Consider the following 20,109-nt stretch of genomic DNA (forward strand, 5'->3'; position numbering starts at 1 on the left):
GTCCAAGTTTGTTGTATGCGGTCGTATACCAAATGACATTGGCATGCAAGATGTTTCCAGCAGTTGCAGAGCTCCAACCCCACCCGCATCACTAACAAGCTTATCTATCCACGCAGCCCCAGAACAATAAATTCTGCGAGAGGCTCATTCTGGCAGGCTTTGCCGCCACCCTACTCTTCATCGCCCTAGCCCTTGAACAGACAGTAATTGAGGCAAAACACAGCATCCCTGCGGACTTCATCACCGCACAATTTGCCGCGCTCAAAACCGGGTAAGGAGGCTAAAATGGACCTCGCCCCACGCCGCAAAAAAGCACCACCCATATTTAAAAAAGCCCAGAGCCCTTTTAAAGACCCTGAGCAGACTGAAATTCTTGATCTGGTATCGAATTCGACTACTTGGCAGCCTTGGAGGTCAGCTTCGCCAAAACACCGCGCATTTTTTCGATTACCGGAGACTTATCGACATTATCCAGATCCTTCATTGTTTCTTTCGGATCTTCATAAGCCAACCAGACCTGCCCCTCAGAATCCTCATAGACCTGCACTTTAAGTGGCAGATACAGGCCTGCCCGTGGGTCGATCTCCATCGCAGGTGTACCAAGTACCGGATTACCGAAAATCAGCAACTGGTTCGCCGGAATGGACATGCCAACTTTTTCAGCTCCCGCAGCATGGTCAACACGAGCAAATATTGTTGCACCTGCTTTCCTGGCAGTAGCCTCCAGAGCATCCATAGTCTCTTGCACTGCTTTATTGGTATCGACCTTGATAATATCTTGAGCCATGACGGGATACAAACTCCCAAGTATTAGCGCTGAAGCCAGAAACAAACTACGCAAATCACTATCCTTCTTGTGAAATTAATCCGGCTTCGAGGAACATATAGCCAAATACGCCAGAAGCCCGACTTAGATAACCAAGCCCTTCCCCTACCGGAGTTTGATTATTTAACTATGGAAATATTCTAGCTACATATAAATTATTTTCACATGATCGTGTCTGATAGACTGATGGGTGTGGGATGGAGCGTGCTGCAACTGCGGACTGAAGGTTAGCCGAGTAACAGTGTGATCGAAGCTTACAGCTTCTGCGCATTTGGCATGGCACATATGACCAAGAGCAGACATTCAACGACCATCATACTCTCAGTATCTCACTTTGCTAGTCAACCACTGCTTGCCTCACCGAGGTCAACGTTTTGCTTTGAAGGCAGCATCACCTATCCTTTGACCGCGCCATCACCTAGGCCTGCGACGAGGTATTTTTGGGCTATCATGAAGACGACAGTGATTGGGAGGCCTGATAAGATGGCGGCGGCGGCGAAGTCTCCCCAGAGGTATTTGAACTCATTAAGATAAAGGCGTGATCCCACAGCGAGTGTCAGGTTCTCTTCAGAGCGCAGCAGAATAGATGCCAAGGGGTAGTCGTTGATTATGCCAATGAACGACAGGACAAAGACGACAGCGATGATTGGGACTGCCAATGGCAGGAAGATGAAGCGGAAGGTTTGCCAGGGGGTAGCGCCGTCAACCTGCGCTGCCTTGTCCATGGCTGGGTCCAGATTATCGAAGTAACCCTTAATGGTCCAAACATGTAGTGTAATCCCTGACAGATAAACCAAACCCAACGACCAATGACTATCGATACCGAGCACGGGCGATACTTCTCCGAGGCCATCAAAGATTGCGAAGAGAGCTACCAATGCCAGTGTGGTTGGAAACATCTGAATGATCAGCATGGAATCCAGCATTACCCCCGCACCTCTAAACCGAATGCGGCTGAAAGCGTAAGCTGAAATCGTAGAAAGAGTGACTACGCCGATAGATGCGACTAACCCGATTTTGATTGAGTTCCACATCCATAGTAAAACTGGAAATGCAGGCTCAACCACTTTTCCATCTGTTCGCGTGTAATCCAACCCCAGCGCTAGTGCCCAGTGTTCCAGCGTCAAGCTTTCTGGAATGATCGAACCTGTTGTGAAGTTCCCTTCACGAAAGCTAATTGATATGACCATTAAGAAGGGAAAGAGGATAAGAGCCAGAAAACTCAAAAGAAATGCATGAGCAAAGACTTTCTGCAACTGAAGTCTTCTTGGGTGCTCTACGATCATGACGCTGCCCTCTTAGCTGCTTGGCGACGCATGGCAACGAAGTTGGCGTAGGCCAATGCGGCAACAATAACAAAGATGATAAGTGTAATTGCCCCTGCTAAGCCGTATTCCTGACCGGCATTTTGGAAAGCGATGCGGTAGGTAAACGATCCAAGAATGTCCGTCTGACCTGCAGGAATGATCGTGCCCGGAATGTCTGGCAGTCCGCGTGTCAGGAGAAGAACAAGCACGATATTGTTAAAGTTAAAGGCAAAGCTTGCGACTAAAAGCGGAAGGAAAGGCGGGAGAATTTGCGGGAATGTAATTTTGCGGAAAATTAGAAGGGCACTTGCTCCTTCAAGTGTTGCAGCCTTTTTGTGATCTTCTGGTACAGACTGCAAAAAGCCCATCGAGAGCAGCATCATATAAGGATAGCCAAGCCAGACATTCACGATCACGAGCATTGTTCTCGCCATGCCTCCATCTGTCATCCAACTTGGGCGGATACCAAAGAGCCCATTCAGGATCATGTTGATCTCACCAAAGTTTTGGTTGAACAGACCACGGAAAATCAGGATCGAAATGAAGGCTGGAACTGCATAGGGAAGTATTAAAAGAATGCGGTAAACTGCTTTGCCGCGAAGGTGGGGCCATTGCAAAGTAACGGCCAGCGCCAAGCCTAAAATAAACGTCAAACCCACTGAAAGCAGTGCGAACAGGCAGGTCCAGAGAAAGATAGAGAACATGGGGGCACGAATGCCCTCAGACTGAAAGATCCGCTTAAAGTTGGCAAGCCCGATATAAACTCGCCAGCCTGGAGAGACATGCTCCCCAGTCATCTCATTGGTGTAAAATCCAGTTTCAGAGTTTGGGAATAGTCGTGAGCCATCTAAATTTGAGATGAGCACTCCTTCAGGCGTCTCACGGAACTCCGGCATCTGGGCAGCGAACTTTCTTAGACCTGAGTTTTTGAGAATGACACCGTCTGGCAGTTGAACAGAAATCTCTCCAAGAGCTTTGCGGAGCTTGATAGTATCACGCATGCTCAATTTTTCGGTACTCGGTATGGGAGCCGTTTCTGCTATTATGGTGTGCTGCGTTACATTTTTCTCGAAGGGTTCACTCAGGTAGCCGTTTTCTTTACCGGTAATGTAAAGTCGGTAGGTATCGCCTTGCTGCCATACACTAAAACCACGTGAGGTTTCTTGATCGACTATTTTCTTGGCAAGGTGGATTTCACGGACCCGTTCATGGCTGAGCAAGTTGAACGAACTGAAGTTCGTGAACCCGAGGTAAACTGTGTATCCAACCGGAAAGGCGATAAAGATTAGCACCGCAGCAATTCCTGGAAGAATGAAACGATGCGCATAAAGCCGCTTGGTTGAGAACACTATCCCAAAACATACAGCAACAACCAAAACGAGAAGGCCGACGACTGGCTGGTTTCCAAGAAACAAAAGGAATGCCGAATAGAACAACGTTGTGAAAACAGCGATCAATAAACCAACAGTCAAAAGACGTTGAAATTTGAAGCCTGATATTTGGCCTGTGTTTTCGGAGCTAAGAGAGGTCATCAGAGGCAACTTTCTTTGCAGTCAAGCAATGTCGCACCGGAAGGATATCCTGGTGCGACACAGTCTTGCTTATTCTCCAAGAATGCGGGAAGCAGCGTCTTCAAGAGCTTCCTCTGGAGTTTGTTTGCCTGTTGTGATGTTACCAAGCGCCGGTGCCATAGCCGCCCAAAATGCACCCATTTCAGGGTTTGACGGCATCGGGACGCCGGTTGAAGCATTCTTCAAAGTGGCTGAGATTTTGTCGCTGTGCAATGCTTCACTCGCTGAGATATCCGCGAGAGCACCAAGAGCGCGGTTCTTGTTCCACTCAGCAAGGCCTTCGTCAGTCAGCATGTAGTTTTCAATAAACTCACTTGCCAGGTCAGCATTTGGAGAAGCGCTATTGAGAGCTACCGAATAGACGCCAATGAATGGAGGTGAAATCTTTCCGCTGACTTGCGGAATAGGTGCGACACCGATGTTCAAACCTGCTTCTTCATAAGCTTTCCAGCTCCACGGTCCATTGATGACCATTGCAACTTCGCCACGGGCCATGGCAGCATCCATCACACCGTAATCAACCCCATCCGGCATGATGCCATCAGTAAAGAGCTTCGCCAGTACTTCAGCGCCTGCAATCGCGCCCTGATTGTTCACACCTGTCTCTTTACCGTTATAAACCCCATCAACTTTTCTAAAGGAGTAGCCTCCATTTGCCATCAGCATTGGCATCGTGAAGTAGGTATTGGTGTAATCCCAGAGGATAGGTTTTACACCATCAGGCAGTTCCAAATGTGCAAACTCGGAAAAGTCTTTTGGAGGCTCAGAAATCAGGTCTTTATTGTAGACTAGGCCTATCGCTTCAATCGCAATCGGATATCCCCACACCTTACCGTTAAAGCTCACCGCATCCCACGCGGTTGGAAGAACACCTGCTTTAAACTCCGATGTTGGTTCAACTGGTTGCAGTAGACCACTGGCAGCCCATTCACCAAATCGATCATGGGCCCACATCACCAGATCTGGCCCATCACCAGTTGAAGCTGCCCGTTGGAACTTGTCTGGCAACTCGGGGTCAACCAGCTCTACCTTTGTAGGAACTCCCAATTCCTCGGTAAATCTGGCCACAACTGCCTCCAACTGCTTTATATCCTTGTCAGCTCCGATCCAGATAAGCAGTTCGCCTTCAACAGCTGCCATGGCAGCCGAAGATGTTGTGGCAAGCATAGCTGCAACAAGTGTAGTTCTTAGTATTTTCATAGCGTCCTCCCAATTAGAAACGCATTGTCATGCCTTATGAAATCAGCTCGAGTCCTTCCAACTGATCGGAAATCAGGTAAGCAAATCCGTTTGGATTAAGGGTCAGTGTTTGATTGAGCAGGATGGCGCTGGATGGCCCGGATAAGCTCGCTGAGCCCTCTATTCTCAATTCTCTTGCGGTCTCGGACAGATTAAAGACACAAGTCAGCTTTTGATCCTTGCTCATTCTGTGAAAGGCCAAAATTGGTTCCGGCAGATCAAGAAACGCGGTAGAACCTGTCAAAAGCGCGTCGTTGTTTTTTCTAAATGCAATGGTGCTGCGATAGGAATGTAAGACGCTGTCATTGGAAGCCTCTTCAGCGTCAACAGCTCCTACAAGCTGAGGATCCTTCACGGGCAGCCAGGGTTTCGCGGAGGAGAACCCGCCATGTTGCTTATTGGCCTCCCAGACCATCGGCGTACGGCAACCATCGCGACCTTTTACTGCTGGCCAAAAGCGAATGGCCTGTGCATCTGTCAGCTCATCGTAGTTAAGTGCAGTATCCTGTTGCCCGAGTTCTTCGCCCTGATAAATACCGATGGAGCCCTCAAAGGACATGAGCATCGCAATGGTCTGCTTTGCCAGCTCTTTACTCGAGCTAGCCTTCTCTTCCCAGCGAGTAACATGGCGCGGAACATCGTGGTTGGAAAAGCTCCAGCATGCTGTTCCATCTGGCGCAGCCGACCGATAAGACTTAAGAGCATTTTTGAAGTGTGAGGCGGTATAGTTGGATGATAGCAACTCGAAGGAGTAACAAAGGTGCAAACGATCTGGCCCTTTGGTGTATTCAGCCATCAAGTTAGTTGCTGCATCACCGCCGTCGCCGATTTCTCCGACCATCATGCGCCCCTCAAACTCATCAGTGAGGGTGCGCAGCTTTTTCAAAAAGTCGATGTTCTCAGGGCGATTTTTTGAGAAAATGTGCTCTTGCCTACCATAAACATCAGGCAGGTTATCGCGATCTGCACGGATGCTCGCAGGATTACTCCGCAATTGCTGATCATGAAAATAGTAGTTGACTGTATCAAGTCGGAACCCATCAACGCCGCGCTCCAGCCAAAACCGTAAAACGTGGAGCAATGCTTCCTGCACTTCCTCGTTATGCAGATTCAGATCTGGTTGATCTGCAAGAAAGTTATGCAGGTAGTACTGCTTTCTGCGTGGTTCCCACTCCCATGCTGAACCTCCAAACACAGACAACCAATTGTTTGGCGGCATTCCATCTGGTTGAGCATCTGCCCAGACATACCAGTCGGCTTTTGAGTTCGTCCGGCTAGCTCTGCTTTCTTCAAACCATGGGTGTTTACTGGAACTGTGAGATAGAACCTGATCAATAATAACTTTCAGTCCCAGCCCATGACTGCGGGCCACAAAGTCATCAAAGTCTTGCAGTGTTCCAAACAGCGGGTCGATGTCGTAATAGTCGCTGACGTCATAACCCATATCCGCCATAGGGGAAGTGAAGATTGGACTAAGCCAGACAGCATCAACACCAAGCGATGCGATGTGATCTAACCGAGAAGTAATCCCCTTCAGATCGCCAATGCCATCCCCATTTGTATCCTGAAAAGAGCGTGGATACACTTGATAGATAATGGCATTCCGCCACCAATTCTCGTTCATGACTACTCCGCGTTGCATGCGTGTTAGCTGTTCACAGCATCAAAACCTAGCATATTTAAATACTATGCAAACGTTTTGAGTCAAGGAGGTAGGTAGTTTGCCTGCACATAAGCTGAGGCATTTTGTTCTCTCCTCATTTTCTATTTTACAAATGCAAGATTCAGTTTAAAACGTTTTGAAAAGGATTCGAGACATGGCAACGATCAAAGACATTGCAAAAGAACTGGGAATATCGCCTGCGACCGTCTCTCGCGCTTTAAACGGCTTCCCAGAGGTGCGCGCCGAAACGCGAAAGCTGGTTCAGGAAACCGCAGCTACTCTTGGTTACAAGCCAAACCAGATAGCTCAAAAACTAGTCTCAGGGCGCTCTGGCATGGTTGGGATGATATTATCTCTCGGACCAGCACAAACATCAGCGGCCGGATTTTACGAGATCATGGCAGGGCTATCCGATCATCTGGCCGATCGTGATGTCGATCTTGTTTTTCATGCAGCGACGGCGACTGATCCTGTAGCGCCTTACCGTAGGTTCGTTTCAAAGAACACACTCGATGGGTTTATCCTGAATGCTCCGGAGGAGAACGACCCGCGCATCGCATTTTTGGAAGAGCAAAAAATCCCATTTGTCGTTCATGGGGCAACTTCAGGTGCTTCCTACGCTTTCTTTGACATCGACAACAAATCTGTTGCCGTTGATGGGACTAATCTCTTAGCAGACTTGGGGCATCGGCGGATTGCATTTCTGAATGGGCCACAGAACCATGCTTATGCAAAAGCTCGTGCAGAAGGCTATTTGGAAGTAATGGAACAAAGGGGCATAACGCCACCGGAGTTTGCCTTACAATATGGCAGCGGCGACGAAAACTATGGCTACGCCGCAAGCCTGGCCTTGCTGACGGAGCGAAGTGACCCACGCCCAACTGCTATTTTATGTGCGACAACACCGATTGCAGTTGGAGTGTATCGAGCGGCAAAAGACATAGGCCTGTCAATCCCGCAGGATGTCTCTGTTCTTGCTCACGATGATGCCATCCCACAGTTTCGCTCAATCAACTTCAATCCAACATTGTCGGTAACACGGGCTCCATTTCGTGATGCATGCGGTCCTCTTGCGCGCATTCTCTGCGATCTTTTGGATGGAACGCCAATCAAAGACCTTCAAGTTAGACAAAGAGCAGAACTGATCGTTCGGGATTCAACCAAGATGTTGCAAGAGTCTGAGAGGATACCATGGCAACCAAAGCACTAAACATCAAAAACTTGAATAAGTCCTTTGGTGAAACCCATGTGCTGAAAGATGTAAGCGTCTCTATCAATAAGGGGGATTTTCTTGTCCTTGTCGGGCCGTCAGGCTGCGGAAAATCCACCCTGTTAAATTGTATTGCAGGTCTGGAAGAGATTTCTTCTGGTACCTTAGAAATTTCTGGCCGAGATGTTGTTGCATTGCCTCCGCGAGAGCGTGATATCGCAATGGTCTTTCAAAGCTATGCGCTTTACCCAACCATGAGTATTCGAGAGAATATCGAGTTTGGGATGAAGATCCGTTCAGTTCCAAAAGAAGAAATTAATACTCAGGTCCTGCGCGTCGCTTCTTTGCTTCAAATAGAACACCTTCTAGACCGTCGTCCTGGGCAGCTCTCCGGCGGGCAACGTCAACGTGTTGCGATGGGTCGTGCTTTGGTACGGGAGCCAGTACTCTTTTTGTTTGATGAGCCGCTGTCCAATTTAGATTCAAAACTAAGAATGGAGATGCGTGCGGAAATCAAGCAAATGCACGCAAAGACTGGCACAACAATTGTTTATGTCACTCATGATCAGATTGAGGCCATGACGATGGCAACCAAGATCGTCGTGATGAAGGATGGAGTAATTCAACAGGTCGGGACACCTGATGAGATCTATCGGCATCCAGTCAACACGTTTGTTGCAGACTTCATGGGTGCACCACCAATGAACCTGATCGATGTAAAGGTTGATGGCAACTCAATTCACTTTCCAGATGATCAAGTTGTTGAGGGAGTACATATTCCATTGGAGGTACAAAAAAATGGGAGAGCAAAAATTGGAATACGACCTGAAGTTTTCTCACTTGGCCAACAGCTAACTGTGAAACCTCGCATTGTTGAGCATACGGGTGCAGATCTTTTCCTGACCTTCGATATGGCAAATGAAGTTGTCACAGCTCGCTTGCCTTGGTCAACGATCGCGCAGGATGAAATCGGACTGAGTATCGACCTTAATCAGCTCAGGTTCTTCTCTACGGTCGACGGGACAGCAATCAACTAATTTAAAACAATAAAACAAGGAGTTACCAACCTGCGCGGTGCGCGGGACGGGAGAGGTGCGTCTGCATCACAAAAAAAAGCGTTTTAAACAACGCTGGAATAACTGGAGGAAGTAATGAAAAATGCTCTGTTGGGGACTGTAGCTGCGCTCTCAGTTCTAGCCGCCACCGCTTCGCATGCGGAATTTGCATACAATCAAACCGGCTATTTGCGTATCGGAGTTGGTCAAACTGAAGGTGACAAATTCACTGCAATGCAACTAAACGGGGCTTGGAATAAGTACCGTCTTGGAAACGAGTCTGATTTTTATGGTGAGTATGGCGTAGGTGGTAAATACACCTTCGAAAATGGGAGTGCATTGGTTGGTGGTGTCCGCGCGCATGTCGCCGGTGACAACAACGACTTGATCGTTGATGGTGAGTTCGACGCCAACGTTGCAACTCGTGAGTTCTGGTTGGGATACAAAGGCCTTGGTGAAGGCGCTCTCAGTGACAGTACAGTCTGGGTTGGTCGCCGCTTCTATAAGCGGAAAGACATTCACATCACCGACAACTACTATGAAAATTACTCCAACTGGGACGGTTTTGGCGGTGGTCTGGAAGACGTAAGTCTCGGCTCCGGAAAGCTTTCCGTTGCTGCTTTTACAAATGGAGATCGCAATACCCATACTCTGGATGCTCGATTTGAAGGCATTCATCTTGGAGAAGATCTGGTAGGTGAAATCGGTGCGGCTTATTCCATGACGACTGGCGATGCAACCGGTGATGATGGCGCAGCGCTTCGTCTACATTTGCAAAAGAACAACATTTTTGGCGGCTACATGAAGGCCAGTCTGATGCACGGCTTCAACGCTGCCTCTGGTTTTTCTGCAGATGGTTGGAGTGATGCGGAAGATCGCTCAATTACGCGGGCGCAGATCCATGGTCTCGCATCCATTACCGACGAAATTGAACTCTTCTACACTGCTTGGCACCAACTCGATCGCAACAATGGGGACAACACGAACTGGTCTTCAATCGGCATTCGCCCGCAGTACAACATCAATGAAGACTTCAACCTTCAACTTGAGTTGGGATTGGACCACGTTCAAACCGAAGATGAGAGCCGCACTCTTGGTAAAACCACCTTTGCGGCGGCATACACCTTCGGTGAATCTGGTTTCTGGGCCCGCCCACAGCTACGCGCATTTGTAACATATGGCGCATGGAGCAAACCAGGCGCTGTAGGTAACACGGAAATCTTTGACGACAAGAAATCTGGTACAACCTACGGTCTTCAATTTGAAACTTGGTTCTGATGCATTGGGGCCTTAGAGGCCCCAATTACCTCTGTGACATGGCCTATAGTCTATCAGCTCCAGCGTATACCTCTGTGTCTCCACAAAACTAAGGAGTTTAGCGTTAAGTGACCATACCTGCCGCTCGATCTGACTAAGCAAACTCACCCGTCAGAGCAAGGCACAACTTCAAGTCGATCTCATTCAATTTATGCTGAAGAAAGTATATTTTCTCAGCAGAGCATATTCAAATTACACACTTATGTGCCCGTGACTAATTCGCCCTCTTGGTAAGTACTACATAAACATAGTTATTATTAATAATTCCATATTAGTGCAAAATTTATTGATGAATGACAGGCATCGAATGTGAAATTCGTGAGGAACGGGTTGATTTACGTCAAGTTATTCAAATTAATATAGTGCTTTATTTTCGTGGCAACTTCCCTTTATTAGCAAAAAAGTGAAAGAGAGGAATATAGTCATGGATATACGTGATCTCAATAAAACTAGCTTGACGCCTTTAAGTAACATGAGTGTTATTGAAAAGTACTTTGCCGCAGTGAAGGAAATGGATGCTCATGCAGTGAAGGGTGAAAAGTTTAATACTGACACCATTATGGAGCTGTGGCACTCAGGCGGAACGCTTTCCATTCACGGCAAAGAGTCGATCGGCGAAAAAAGCTATACGAAACATGATGAAATTGCAGGGTTCTACCAAAACCGCGCCAAGGGCGTGGATGGCATGTTGGCAACCAACTTGTCTAAGGTAAATGTAGCCAACGCCAAGAATGATGAGCACATCGTTGTAAGTGGCCTGCGCTACATCATCAACAAAAAGGGAGAAGGCCTTCAGGCGCCCTTTACCCATAACTTCCGCCTCCAGGATGGCCGTATCAGCTCCCTCGACATTCATGTGGGAACGCCAGGTAAAACTGAAGTAGCTCCTGTCGGTGCACTATCAATCGACGATCTTGGATCTCTCTCTGCCATGGCGTGGATGGTTGCCTAATCTGCCAAACCTATCTTTAAAAATTGGTTGAGGACAACGGCGTTTCGGCGCCGTTGCACCCCATAATTGAGGTGTCGCGATGAAGCTATCTTCCCCTCTTTATGTTGTTTGGGAAACAACACTGGATTGCAATGCCCGCTGCGTGCATTGCTATTCCGATGCTTTGTTTGGCAGAGGGCCGGACTACTGGCCTCTTGAGGATGCACTGGAGTTGATTGATCAGCTTGCAGAGGCCGGTGTCTTCATTCTTGCGCTTTCTGGTGGTGAGGTGCTGTTACGTTCGGATTGGGAGCAACTGATAGACCATGCTACCTCCCTAGGTATGCGGGTCACGTTTGCGACCAATGGAATATTGGTAACTCCGGAGGTCGCAAGACGACTGAAGGAGCTCGGGGTTTCTAATGTGAGCGTCAGTTTGGATGGTGCGACAGCCGAAACTCATGATGCAATCCGCGGGCTGTCGGGTATTTTTGACAAGGCCTGTGCAGCAGCACAATACCTGACTGAGGCTGGTGTGCGGGTAACCATAAATTACACCCCAATGAAACCCAACTTGGGCGAGGCTCAGGATATGATTGCGCTGGCGCATCGCCTTGGCGCGGAAAAAATCAACCTCACGGAGTATGTTTATACCACACGGGGTGGTGTTGACCTGATGCCCTCTCCTCAAGAGCTTGGTACGCTTTTGGAGGCTTGGATCAAGGCTGGTGAGACGTGGAAAGGTAAGCTGGAAATCGACTGGCACGATTGCCGGGTTGGCTTGCTGCTCCCAGAAGCTGAAGAAGACCCCTACAAGGGGTGTGGGGCTGGATATACTCACTGCCGCATAACCGTAGACCGAGATGTAACCCCTTGCGTTGTTCTGCCTGTTGCTGTTGGTAACCTCAAAGAACAGAGCTTTGCGGAAATCTGGCGCAGCGCGCCCGAGCTTCACAAGATCCGCTCCCGGGATAACATCAGCTCAGGCAACTGTTCTGTGTGTGAGCACAAGGCGAAATGTGGAGGGTGCCGCGCAGCCAGTTATGCTTGGTACGGTGATGTTTATGCTGGCGACCCAACCTGTTGGATCAAACCCGATATGCCAGAGTTCGGCTCCGGTACCAGTTGTAAAAGGGAGGCAAGAGGTTGAGCGAGCATTTTACAACAGTGCGCCACACCGAGGGCGTGCGCTGCCGAACCGAGGAGGAAGGCAACTTTCTGCTCTATCACCCCAAAACCGACCAGCTTCACATTGTCACCAGCAGCGGTAAGGCAATCTTTGATCAGTGTGATGGCAAGGAAATCGATGAAGTTGTTCATCTGGGCGGTAAACTGCTCTTGCAGGAAAGCGATATGGAGGAAGAAGTGCTGAGAGGCTCAGTCCTTTCCTTTTTACAAGAGCTGAACAAGCGTAATCTCATTGAGTTCGGGTGAGGCTATGGGGCAGCGTGATCGGGTTTTATTTATCCAGCCGCCAACCTCCTTTAATCAAACCTCGCCGTGTCTTGATGATAAGCAATTTGGGCTTGGCTTGCTGGCCAATGCCGCATGGTTGGAAGCGCACGAGTTCGAGGTGCGTGGCCTGCACGTGCCCTTAGCGCTGCATTATGGGTTTGAGGAGGAGGACGTGAAAGCATTCATCCTCAAAGAAGACCCAATAGTTATCGCTATTGGTCTCAACTGGGTTCATTTCAGCTCTGGCGCACTTGAGGTAGCCCGTCTTGTAAAGGCTTTGCTGCCTCATGTCCTGGTCTATATTGGCGGACAACACGCCACGATGTTTGCTGAAGACATTGCCAGTGCCAATGCACCTTATGTGGATGGGGTCATCAAGGGTGAGGCCGAACATGCGCTGCTTTCTATTTGCCAGCAGGTCGCTCGATCTGGAAGGGTCACTGAAGACGTGCCGGGACTGGTGACAAGCACAGGAGATAGCGGGCCACCACTGGTGCTGGAAGAAATGGACGATTTTCCGGTTTATCGCTACTCCGTGCTCAAACCCCGCTCACTTCGACCGGACGCGGGTGCAATCTCTACCACACGCGGCGCATGTCCATTCAAATGCGCTTGGTGTGTGGAACCCGTCATTGGCCGCCTTCAGGGTCGGCGTAAGCTGATGTTTCATTCCGCAAGACGTATCGTAGACCAGATTGCAGCGCTGATGAGCGAAGGCATTACGCGCTTTACCATTCAAGACAATTTTTTTGTAGGCGGGAATGTCAAACTCATTGAGCTGAGTGAGGAATTAGTCCGGCGCGATATTCGCCCCGCTCACCTCAATATCTTTGCCCATCCGGAAAGCTATGGATATGAGGGCTATGCTGCCCTTGCTGCATGTTGTGAACTGGCCAGCGTGGATTTTGGCGTCGAAACCGGATCTTACGACGTGGCGCGGATCAACAACCGCCATCTCGACCGCGAAGAAGTGGTGCTCAGTATTTCCGAGGCGGTGCAGGCGAATGTCGAGCCGTTTACATGGTGGATGGCTGGCCTTCCCGGTGAGGATGAAGCTGCGCTATGCGATACAGAGCAGCTGATCCTTGAAACCATGAAGGTCGGCGGCATTCCGCGCTGGGTAAGCCCGATGATCCTGTTTCCGCACACGCCTATTCATGAAGATCCCGCCCGCTTTGGCGTAGAGCCACGCTTTAGGGACTTTGAGGATTATTCGAAGTTCTCTCAGGCGACGCTGACAGAGGCTGTTTTATTTTCAGACACCATCACTCACAAAAGCACCGGCTCCAGTTATGAAGATATTTGCAATGCCTCGCAGCGGCTACGCAAGTTTATCGCTCAAAATCTGCATCTTGTTGAAGAGTTTTATGAAACCAGCGGCATGCAACCGGATTTGAAGTCTGTTGAAAGCCGTATCCTGCAATCCTTTTTCTGAGAGGTGGTCATGTTCAGACCCTCCTATCCTTTGCACGTGGTTTTCATTTTAAGCAACCATTGCAACCTGTCCTGCATTCACTGTTCCTCCAATGCGGACAAAGCGGGCGATAAGGGCTATTCCACCAGCCGCGCAAAAGAGATTTTGCAGCAAATGAATGATGTTGGCGTTGTGGATGTTGCATTTTCCGGCGGAGAACCACTGCTGCGCCGGGACCTACCAGAACTGGTGACGTATGCCCGCAGCCTGAACATGACTGTAGGCACAAGTACCAACGGATATCCTTTGACGGAAAAAGCGGCCGAAAAATTGAAACAAGCCGATCTCTCAAGGTTACAGGTGAGCATTGACGGCACCCAAGAGGTACATAATGTCATCCGTGGACCCGGCTCTTTTCAAAAGGCGTTAGAGGCGGTTGAAATCTCGCTGGAGGTAGGGTTGAAAACCCACGTCTGCTTCACGGCCATGCGCCGCAACGCGCATCTATTGCCGGATATGCTAGAGCTTTGTGCGCAACTCGGGGTTGATGGGTTCAACCTCTCCCAGTTCATACCCACCGGACGCGGTGCATTGAGCGACGGGTTGGAACCTGATACAGCGCGCGCCTTATTGCAGACATGGTTGGTAGCCAAGGCCGATTACCCCGATATGTATCTGTCCGCTCATTCCTCAGGGTTGGCTTCACTCGCACCCGGTACTGATACGTGCCGGGGAGGTTGTCAGGCTGGGATCAGCATTGCATGCGTCACCGCTGAGGGTGATGTGACACCTTGCGTTATGTTCCCGTTGTCATTGGGAAACCTGAAGGATGCCCCCTTTGGCGAGATCTGGTCAAACTCCCCTCACATCAAGGCACTGCACCAACGCGATGTTAAGGGTGGATGCGCCTCTTGCTCTTTCAAATGGCAATGCGGCGGGTGCAGAGCCGCCGCCTGGGCGGTGGACCAAGATATGATGGCAGAGGACCCTTACTGCTGGCTCATACATGATAGACTGAGCGCCTGAGCTTCTTAATAAAATCAAACTCACGACAGAAAAGGAAAATGCCATGCCACACATCGTTGTTTATTCACCGCGCCTTCCCAGAGAGAAAAAGGTTGCTTGTGTCGCCGCACTGACAAAAGCTTTTGAAGAAAGTACTGGGCTGGACGCCAACCTCCTGACCATCCATATCGAAGAGCATTCCTACGACAACATCGGGGTCGGCGGTAAACTGCTGGCAGATGCCTATCCGGAGATTGCCGAGCGTGAAAAACAGTTCCAGGAAACGGATCAGTAGCTTGATAATCCACCTTGAGGGTAAGGGAAGCTAAGGGCGTATGAAAATAACATAAAGCGCTTTACAAGGAATATGGGTGCCCAAAAGTAAAAAACTGGATTGTTTGGATATAGTCACGCTCTCATGGTCAGTTCCTGCGTAGTCTGACCAATTGCGGACATTCACCCTATTCCATAACAGCTACACTTGGGGCTATCTTGCCACTTAAAGTTACATCTCCTCCGGAATGGAGTTGATAAGGCGCAAGCGCATCTATAGCCAGGAGTTACCATTCAAAAGACTAGGCTTAGAATACCGCTCACACTTCAAAACGCCGGACTTGAATACTTCATCCATTGCCCGACGTTTTAGGTTATCAGTTTAGTTACCATCCAGCGAACGCATGATCATGCTTGGCACATGTGCAATACCACTAAAGCCACCATCAATGTCTAATGAGGTTCCTGTGATGTAAGAGGCTTGATCGCTACACAAAAAAAGTACGGCCTGCGCGATCTCTTCTGCTTTACCTAGACGTTCCATTGGATGGAAGTTAGCCATAAACTCCAGCATTTCTGTATTATTATGACCCGCCTCAAGGATAGGTGTGTCAACTGTTCCAGGGCAGATCGCGTTAACGCGAATGTTGTGAGGGATTAGATCAGCAGCAGCACCTTTCATAAAGCCAAGTTCTCCATGTTTGGTTGCTGCATAGGTAGCTTTAGTTGCCGCACCACGGTGCCCCATTGCTGAAGATGCTATCACAATCGAACCACCACCTGTTTTACTCATGGCTGCTGCTGTATACTTTGCACCCAAAAAAACACCGGTCAGATTGACTGCGACTGCATTGTTCCAGTCTTCTAGTGTTGCATCAAGCAATGAAGTAGTCGGAGAAATGCCTGCATTTAGATAAACTGCATTGATCTTGCCAAATTTTTCCATTGCGATGTTAACAGATCGGCTGTTATCTGCTTCACTTGCGACGTTCATTTGGATTGGAATAGCACATCCACCAAGGTCAAATATTTTCTCTGCAACCTTTTCGGCTCCTTCTAGGTCTAGGTCAGCACAGATGACAGAAGCACCCTCATTTGCAAATGCCATAGCCGTTGCCTGTCCCAGACCAGATGCTGCTCCTGTAATGTACGCTACTTTGTTTTCATAACGTCTGCTCGAAGTCATGGTTTGCTCCTTTTCTTGCTCTTATGACATGGAGAAGAGTTCAGATATCTGCTGTGAAAATGCCGTATGAGAAAGGGTATCTTTTTGAGTTTGCAGGCTCTCGGCATCTTTACCAACCACATTTCGAGTTGGTACGTTTTCTGTCGCACACTCAAAAATCTTTTCTGCTACATCTTGTGGATGTTGCTCTGGCACCAATAATGCTTTGCGAACACTTGCCATTTTTTCAAATACTATTTGAGCGTATTTCTGCAGATCATCATCACCATTTTGGGATGGGTTTTGAGTAGCTGCGCCAAAGTTGGTAGCAAATGCTCCAGGAGCCACAGACATCACACGAATATTCAAACCACTTAGTTCGTGAGCTAAAGCTTCAGTAAATCCTTCAATAGCGAACTTTGTCGATGAGTAGACCGACGTCGTAGGACCTCCAATAAGCCCTGCTAGGGATGTTACATTGATGATGGTTCCGGCCCGGTTTTTACGCATATGCGGCAATACTTCTCGGGTGGTGTTCATTAAACCGAACACATTGGTGGCATACATTGCCTGGATGTCATCATCAGCAAACTGCTCAAACAATGCATGACCACCATATCCGGCATTATTCACAAGCACATCTATCGACCCGAAACGGGAAATCCCTTTTGCAACAGAGGTAGTGATACTGTCTTGCTTGGTGACATCTAATTGGAAGACAACTGTATTTTCCAGTTTATCGAGCTCAGTTTCTAACTCTGGCTTCCTCATTGTTGCAATCACATTCCAACCTTCAGATTGGAACTTCTTTGCAGTTAATCGGCCAAATCCAGATGAGGCGCCGGTAATCATTATAGTTTTTGTCATTGCATCTTCATTTCTTGATAGCTGAAGAACCAGTTTGTTGTCGTTCCTCAGCGATGATTGATCAAATCCCACTCTCTATTGGTACAGAGCGTTCAAAAGGTGCCGCACTTAAGCGAACACGATCCCATTTGCCGTGAGAGGAAGCCTAGTCGCCCGCTGGCCCGTAGCGTTAAAAATTGCATTAGCCAAAGCAGGGGCAGCAGGAGGTGTACCTGGCTCGCCGATACCTGTGGGAGGTTCTTCTGATGGAGCAATGTGGATTTCAATGTTCCCAATGTCACCAATGCGCAGAGGTTCATAATCGGGGAAGTTGTTCTGCTCAACTTCTCCATTCTTCAAAGTGACTTGGTTGCGCATGGCTGCGCCAATGCCATATCCTATCGCTCCTTCCATTTGAGCAACGATGATATCTGGGTTTACTGCCAACCCACAATCGACTGCTGCAACCACACGTTCGATCTTGATTTGACCATTGTCTGTAGATACTTCAACAATCTCAGCCACAAAGGTTCCAAACGATTTATGGGCAGCAACTCCTCTCCCCCAACCTTTAGGAAGAGGTTTCTCCCAGTCAGCTTGCTTGGCGGCGAGTTTTATCACGTTTGCCAAGCGTTGCTGATCTAGGTTGGAGGTGTCCGTTAGGAGTGAAAGTCTGTAAGCTAGCGGATCTTGACCGGCTGTTTGCGCCATAACATCCACGATAATTTCGAGGGCGTGAGCCGTATAAGAGTGCGCAACAGAGCGCCATGCACCTGTTTTAAGCGAGCTATTCCAGTAACTTAGGCCAATCACGGGTTTGGGGAACGCATAGGTGGTTTCTGCAAGTCCATAAAACGTACTTGCATCAATCCCACGTTCATTGACCATATATTTCTCAAAAGGAGATCCAATGAAGTTTGACTGAGTTGTCAATCGAAGATCCCAGGTATTTAAATCACCTGTATCATTGAAACCAAGTCTAACTGAGGTAGCTGCAATTGGGCGATAATCTGCGCCACTCAAGTCATCTTCGCGCGACCACACCACCTTAACAGGCGTCTGTCCGTCAAGTGCTATAAAAGCTAATACGGCCTCTACATGATAGTCTGCAGTAAGCGCTCCACGTCTTCCAAAAGAACCGCCAGCATAAACCGTACTAATCTCAATCTTTTCCTGGTCCAACTTTAGTGCTTTTGAGACAGCCATCTGCACTAATGAAGGTGATTGACAACCTTCATGAATACGAAGCCCACCGTTTGAGGTTGGCTCAATTGTGACGTTCAACGGCTCCATTGGTGCTTGAGCAAGGTATGGAGCAAAGAATTGCAGATCAACTATCTTGGATGCGTTACCTAGATCTGTAGAGGCATCTGATGTTGTATAATCCTCAAAGACCTGATGCTGAGGAATTTGCAGCATCTTGCGATGGAGAGCCTCGATTTCAGTGCTTGATCTTTGCTCCGCATTAGTAAAATCCCAAGTTGCTTGAATTTTTTGTCGGGCAGAAAATGCATCCCAGGTGGTTTGAGCATAAACGACAACACCTGAGCCATCTAAAAGTGGCTGAGCAGTTACGAAGCCAGCCATACCTTCAACATCAGAGGCATCAAAATCTTTTAACTTTCCACCTGCCTTGGGGCTTCGCAATACTGCAGCATAAAGCATTCCAGGTAACCGCACATCCATTCCAAATATTGCAGTTCCATCAACTTTTGTACTGCTATCCTTTCTTGCAACTTCTGGATTGCCAATATACCGAAATTCTTTGCGAGCTTTGAGCTTGGGAGGAGAGTGTGGATCAAGTTTTAAAGCGTCAGAGATGAATTCACCAAAATGACCCTGCTGATCGTTAGTTGATAATAAGCCATTTTGAACCTGAATATCTGCCTCCGAACAATTCCATCGACTGGCAGCTGACCGAACTAGGAGCTGTCTGACGGTTGCTGCCGCGTCTCTATACTGCAGAAATGAGTTGGACATTGATGTTGAGCCACCGGTTAGTTGCAAGCGGTGTACGGTGTGTCCATAAATGGTGGCATCAGCGGGAGCAAACTCAGCTTTGATTGCTTCCAAAGATACATCAAGCTCTTCTGCAACAAGCGTTGTAAGGCCAGTTACTGTACCTTGACCACATTCAAAATGCTTGACGACGACAGTGATATTCCCGTCAACTGAAACTTGAATAAAGGGGGTGAAGGCTTCAGTGCGCTTAGCTGCAACTGCAAAGCCTCCAGAAATGTCAAATCCAGCAACTAACATTAATGTTGCTGTACCTTTCAGAAACGAACGACGGGAGCTCTTTACAGTCATTGTTCAGTCTCCCAACTTAGAAGAAGCTAACTGAATTCCTTGCTGAATACGCGGATATGTAGCGCATCGGCAAACATTGCCACTCATGTAAGTCATTGTCTCCTCGTGAGTGGGGGATGGAGTTTCAGTCAGTAGCCCAATCGCGGACATAATTTGACCAGACTGGCAGTAACCACACTGCACCACATCCAGTTCTCGCCAGGCGGATTGGACTGCTTGCGCGACCTCTCCATGCACACCTTCAATCGTTGTGACCGTGCTACCTTCAACGTCTTCGATCAGTGTTTGACAGGATCTGACAGGTTGGCCATCAACATGAACTGTGCATGCGCCACATGAAGCAACCCCACACCCAAACTTTGTACCGGTAAGATTGAGGTGGTCCCGCAGAACCCTGTCCGTCGTCAAAGATAGTTGGACAAAATTGGCTTTCGATTAGTGGAGTGTCTGGCCCAATTGCGTGTTGATGTTAAGCGGCTTGTGCGTGGTAGCGCAAGCGTCGGTTTTGAATAGTTCTGCGTT

At 48.6% G+C, this 20,109-nt stretch carries 18 protein-coding genes; 9 read left to right on the forward strand and 9 right to left on the reverse strand.

The window, feature by feature from the left end; translation table 11 throughout:
* Positions 1-394: 394 nt before the first annotated feature.
* The 5 genes from PsAD46_RS20425 to PsAD46_RS20445 form a co-directional block, all read right to left on the reverse strand.
* Entirely contained in the window at positions 395-787 is a 393-nt protein-coding gene (locus tag PsAD46_RS20425) for a DUF302 domain-containing protein (RefSeq protein WP_063291594.1), read from the reverse strand.
* A gap of 434 nt (positions 788-1,221) precedes the next feature.
* Positions 1,222-2,112 carry a maltose ABC transporter permease MalG gene (gene malG / locus PsAD46_RS20430; RefSeq protein WP_063291593.1) on the reverse strand — a complete coding sequence of 297 codons (891 nt, stop codon included), beginning with the start codon at positions 2,110-2,112 and terminating at the stop codon, positions 1,222-1,224.
* Positions 2,109-3,665, reverse strand: a complete 1,557-nt coding sequence (gene malF, locus PsAD46_RS20435; RefSeq protein ID WP_063307737.1) for a maltose ABC transporter permease MalF — start codon at positions 3,663-3,665, stop codon at positions 2,109-2,111. The genes malG and malF overlap by 4 nt, the downstream gene beginning before the upstream one ends.
* A gap of 69 nt (positions 3,666-3,734) precedes the next feature.
* The gene (gene malE / locus PsAD46_RS20440; protein ID WP_063307738.1) at positions 3,735-4,904 is read right to left on the reverse strand and encodes a maltose/maltodextrin ABC transporter substrate-binding protein MalE; all 1,170 of its coding nucleotides are present in this window, start codon (positions 4,902-4,904) and stop codon (positions 3,735-3,737) included.
* 34 nt (positions 4,905-4,938) lie between these two features.
* On the reverse strand, positions 4,939-6,567 hold the full coding sequence (locus tag PsAD46_RS20445) for an alpha-glucosidase (protein WP_063291590.1): 1,629 nt from the start codon (positions 6,565-6,567) through the stop codon (positions 4,939-4,941).
* Between the two features lie 193 nt (positions 6,568-6,760).
* Here PsAD46_RS20445 and PsAD46_RS20450 point away from each other — a divergent pair, with 193 nt between their 5' ends.
* The 9 genes from PsAD46_RS20450 to dmpI all read left to right on the forward strand — a co-directional run bounded on the left by PsAD46_RS20450 (position 6,761) and on the right by dmpI (position 15,288).
* Complete coding sequence (locus PsAD46_RS20450) at positions 6,761-7,816, forward strand: substrate-binding domain-containing protein (protein ID WP_063291589.1); 1,056 nt, start codon at positions 6,761-6,763, stop codon at positions 7,814-7,816.
* Positions 7,798-8,853: an ABC transporter ATP-binding protein gene (locus PsAD46_RS20455; RefSeq protein ID WP_063291588.1), complete on the forward strand. Its 1,056-nt coding sequence runs from the start codon at positions 7,798-7,800 to the stop codon at positions 8,851-8,853. Before PsAD46_RS20450 ends, PsAD46_RS20455 begins: the two co-directional genes overlap by 19 nt.
* 114 nt (positions 8,854-8,967) lie before the next feature.
* Entirely contained in the window at positions 8,968-10,149 is a 1,182-nt protein-coding gene (locus tag PsAD46_RS20460) for a carbohydrate porin (protein ID WP_063291587.1), read from the forward strand.
* Between the two features lie 463 nt (positions 10,150-10,612).
* Entirely contained in the window at positions 10,613-11,140 is a 528-nt protein-coding gene (locus PsAD46_RS20465; RefSeq protein ID WP_063291586.1) for a nuclear transport factor 2 family protein, read from the forward strand.
* Positions 11,141-11,219: 79 nt separating this feature from the next.
* The gene (locus tag PsAD46_RS20470) at positions 11,220-12,269 is read left to right on the forward strand and encodes a radical SAM protein (protein WP_063291585.1); all 1,050 of its coding nucleotides are present in this window, start codon (positions 11,220-11,222) and stop codon (positions 12,267-12,269) included.
* On the forward strand, positions 12,266-12,553 hold the full coding sequence (locus PsAD46_RS20475; RefSeq protein ID WP_063291584.1) for a PqqD family protein: 288 nt from the start codon (positions 12,266-12,268) through the stop codon (positions 12,551-12,553). Before PsAD46_RS20470 ends, PsAD46_RS20475 begins: the two co-directional genes overlap by 4 nt.
* Before the next feature lie 4 nt (positions 12,554-12,557).
* Positions 12,558-14,009 (forward strand): radical SAM protein, encoded by a 1,452-nt coding sequence (locus PsAD46_RS20480; RefSeq protein WP_063291583.1) that lies wholly within the window; start codon positions 12,558-12,560, stop codon positions 14,007-14,009.
* Positions 14,010-14,018: 9 nt separating this feature from the next.
* The gene (locus PsAD46_RS20485) at positions 14,019-15,014 is read left to right on the forward strand and encodes a radical SAM protein (protein ID WP_063307739.1); all 996 of its coding nucleotides are present in this window, start codon (positions 14,019-14,021) and stop codon (positions 15,012-15,014) included.
* A 43-nt stretch (positions 15,015-15,057) separates the two neighbouring features.
* Complete coding sequence (gene dmpI, locus PsAD46_RS20490) at positions 15,058-15,288, forward strand: 4-oxalocrotonate tautomerase DmpI (protein WP_063307740.1); 231 nt, start codon at positions 15,058-15,060, stop codon at positions 15,286-15,288.
* A gap of 360 nt (positions 15,289-15,648) precedes the next feature.
* On the opposite strand, the gene PsAD46_RS20495 is transcribed toward dmpI, so the two are convergent.
* From PsAD46_RS20495 to PsAD46_RS27755, 4 genes are all read right to left on the reverse strand, one after another.
* Positions 15,649-16,452: an SDR family NAD(P)-dependent oxidoreductase gene (locus PsAD46_RS20495; protein ID WP_063307741.1), complete on the reverse strand. Its 804-nt coding sequence runs from the start codon at positions 16,450-16,452 to the stop codon at positions 15,649-15,651.
* Between the two features lie 21 nt (positions 16,453-16,473).
* A complete protein-coding gene (locus tag PsAD46_RS20500) occupies positions 16,474-17,298 on the reverse strand; it encodes an SDR family oxidoreductase (RefSeq protein ID WP_063291579.1) in 825 nt (274 codons plus the stop codon).
* A gap of 108 nt (positions 17,299-17,406) precedes the next feature.
* The gene (locus PsAD46_RS20505) at positions 17,407-19,587 is read right to left on the reverse strand and encodes a molybdopterin cofactor-binding domain-containing protein (RefSeq protein ID WP_063307742.1); all 2,181 of its coding nucleotides are present in this window, start codon (positions 19,585-19,587) and stop codon (positions 17,407-17,409) included.
* A 3-nt stretch (positions 19,588-19,590) separates the two neighbouring features.
* A complete protein-coding gene (locus tag PsAD46_RS27755) occupies positions 19,591-19,995 on the reverse strand; it encodes a (2Fe-2S)-binding protein (protein WP_084404498.1) in 405 nt (134 codons plus the stop codon).
* Positions 19,996-20,109: the final 114 nt, after the last annotated feature.

The sequence above is a fragment of the Pseudovibrio sp. Ad46 genome, assembly GCF_001623065.1.
Taxonomy (GTDB): domain Bacteria; phylum Pseudomonadota; class Alphaproteobacteria; order Rhizobiales; family Stappiaceae; genus Pseudovibrio.

Bases quoted from the DNA above. Each gene is read 5' to 3' on its own strand.
- PsAD46_RS20505 (WP_063307742.1), bottom strand. From the start codon at position 19,587: ATGACTGTAAAGAGCTCCCGTCGTTCGTTTCTGAAAGGTACAGCAACA.
- PsAD46_RS20480 (WP_063291583.1), top strand. From the start codon at position 12,558: ATGGGGCAGCGTGATCGGGTTTTATTTATCCAGCCGCCAACCTCCTTT.
- PsAD46_RS20465 (WP_063291586.1), top strand. From the start codon at position 10,613: ATGGATATACGTGATCTCAATAAAACTAGCTTGACGCCTTTAAGTAAC.
- PsAD46_RS20500 (WP_063291579.1), bottom strand. From the start codon at position 17,298: ATGACAAAAACTATAATGATTACCGGCGCCTCATCTGGATTTGGCCGA.
- PsAD46_RS20495 (WP_063307741.1), bottom strand. From the start codon at position 16,452: ATGACTTCGAGCAGACGTTATGAAAACAAAGTAGCGTACATTACAGGA.
- malF (WP_063307737.1), bottom strand. From the start codon at position 3,665: ATGACCTCTCTTAGCTCCGAAAACACAGGCCAAATATCAGGCTTCAAA.
- PsAD46_RS20425 (WP_063291594.1), bottom strand. From the start codon at position 787: ATGGCTCAAGATATTATCAAGGTCGATACCAATAAAGCAGTGCAAGAG.
- PsAD46_RS20460 (WP_063291587.1), top strand. From the start codon at position 8,968: ATGAAAAATGCTCTGTTGGGGACTGTAGCTGCGCTCTCAGTTCTAGCC.
- PsAD46_RS20470 (WP_063291585.1), top strand. From the start codon at position 11,220: ATGAAGCTATCTTCCCCTCTTTATGTTGTTTGGGAAACAACACTGGAT.
- dmpI (WP_063307740.1), top strand. From the start codon at position 15,058: ATGCCACACATCGTTGTTTATTCACCGCGCCTTCCCAGAGAGAAAAAG.
- PsAD46_RS20450 (WP_063291589.1), top strand. From the start codon at position 6,761: ATGGCAACGATCAAAGACATTGCAAAAGAACTGGGAATATCGCCTGCG.
- PsAD46_RS20445 (WP_063291590.1), bottom strand. From the start codon at position 6,567: ATGAACGAGAATTGGTGGCGGAATGCCATTATCTATCAAGTGTATCCA.
- PsAD46_RS20485 (WP_063307739.1), top strand. From the start codon at position 14,019: ATGTTCAGACCCTCCTATCCTTTGCACGTGGTTTTCATTTTAAGCAAC.
- malG (WP_063291593.1), bottom strand. From the start codon at position 2,112: ATGATCGTAGAGCACCCAAGAAGACTTCAGTTGCAGAAAGTCTTTGCT.
- malE (WP_063307738.1), bottom strand. From the start codon at position 4,904: ATGAAAATACTAAGAACTACACTTGTTGCAGCTATGCTTGCCACAACA.
- PsAD46_RS20455 (WP_063291588.1), top strand. From the start codon at position 7,798: ATGGCAACCAAAGCACTAAACATCAAAAACTTGAATAAGTCCTTTGGT.